The organism is Microcoleus sp. w2-18bC1 (assembly GCF_036700365.1).
Taxonomy (GTDB): domain Bacteria; phylum Cyanobacteriota; class Cyanobacteriia; order Cyanobacteriales; family Microcoleaceae; genus Microcoleus.
Genome location: NZ_JAUBOS010000156.1, coordinates 1 through 1,532 on the forward strand (window position 1 = coordinate 1; position 1,532 = coordinate 1,532).

1 protein-coding gene is annotated in these 1,532 nt (G+C 41.6%); it reads right to left on the bottom strand.

Annotated features, from left to right (window positions below):
* Nucleotides 1-1,403: transposase (locus QT979_RS28800; RefSeq protein ID WP_333312379.1), on the bottom strand; the 1,403-nt coding region annotated here is incomplete at its 3' end.
* Between the last annotated feature and the right edge of the window lie 129 nt (nucleotides 1,404-1,532).

Genomic DNA, 1,532 nt, shown 5'->3' on the forward strand with positions numbered 1-1,532 from the left:
TCTTGCATTAAGGCTTCATCAGGATGAATTGATACAGTCCGTCCTCTTTTACTATTCGTGCAACCAGACCTCAGAGGGCAAATTGCACATTTATTCTGAGGAAAATGAACAGTTTTCCCCGGTTCAAATGGGATACTTACCTGATTGGGACAGCTAATTAAATGCGTATCCCAGTCAAGGAAAAAAGAATTTTTATCAAACCGTCCAGAATTTTTGACTGGCCACGCCTTGCAAAATATCTGTAATTTATCATTCCTTTGTGTCACCCAGTGACTAGATAAATAAGCCCGATCGATATGTAACTCAGATAGGTGAATGTTTTGAAATTTCAAGTCACGTTCTAGGTCAATTGTAGCAGCAGATTCTGGAGTATTGGCGCGTGTCAGCGCCACAGCGCAAACTACACCACTCTCTAAATCTTTAAGAACGTGGCGTTTATATCCATCTATTTTTTGAGAGCGGCTTTTACGCCCATGGCGCATATCTGGGTCTTCAATAGAAATGCGACGATTTTTGGCTACCCCTTGACTTAAACTTGGAACGGCTTGTGAGTCTAAAGTCACATTTTGGGATTCAATGACTCGGGCAACATCCAGAGTCTCTTGAACTACTTCAAATTTATCACAATCAGACTGGCTTTGCATCCATTCTTCCACAGAATCTAAGCTACTTAGGATAATTAAGAGTGCATTTTGACGCTCTACTGGATTATCCCAGTTTATATCTAAGGCCGTTTTTAAGCTGGAACTATTAAGGATGGGTGCACCTGCTTCCAGGGCAATTTCTGCTGGCTCCCGCCCCTGCACAGCAGCTATCATACTCACCGCCTTACGTAAAGCATGACCCAAGAGATTATATGTGTCTTCGACTTTACCAGCTCCCCATAAAGGTGAGGAATCTAAAGCCACTTTGAGTTGAGATGAGCCAAATCCACCTTTTTGTTTGGCAATTTCTACGGTGCGGTCAATTAAACGTTGGTCTAGTTCTTTTTTAATTAAGCGATTTCTGAATCTCACCAAAGTGGCTTTGCTAAAAGGGGGAGTTTCACACTTTAGACAATCGAGAACTAACTGCCAACGTTGATCCATGAGCATTTCTTCAATTACTTCATCGTCAGAAATGCCTAAGTAGGCTTGCAGAATAATTGCCAAGGCAATTTGTGCAGGAGGAATTGGGCCCTGACCCACTGTGCTGTCTTTAAAAATTGTAGCAAGTTCTTCTTGAAACTCATCATTAAATATGAATGAACGGTTCAGTCGAAGAAACGTGAATAACTTGGCTCGTTTAATGCGCTTGATAATCAACGCTTCTGTTTCTGAGAGTTCAATTGGAGGATGCCATAAGGGAGGGCGCATAAGGTTTCTTCCTTCTTCCTGATTGTCAGAATTTAACAGGCTTTTCAATTCCCATATCATTTTCAGTGTGTTTTGTCAACTCCTAATACTGAACCGACGCCCTAGTTGCCAACGGTATCCCACAGAAAGAATAGATTTTTTGGACGTTAAAAGACGGCATACTCAACGATACGAACA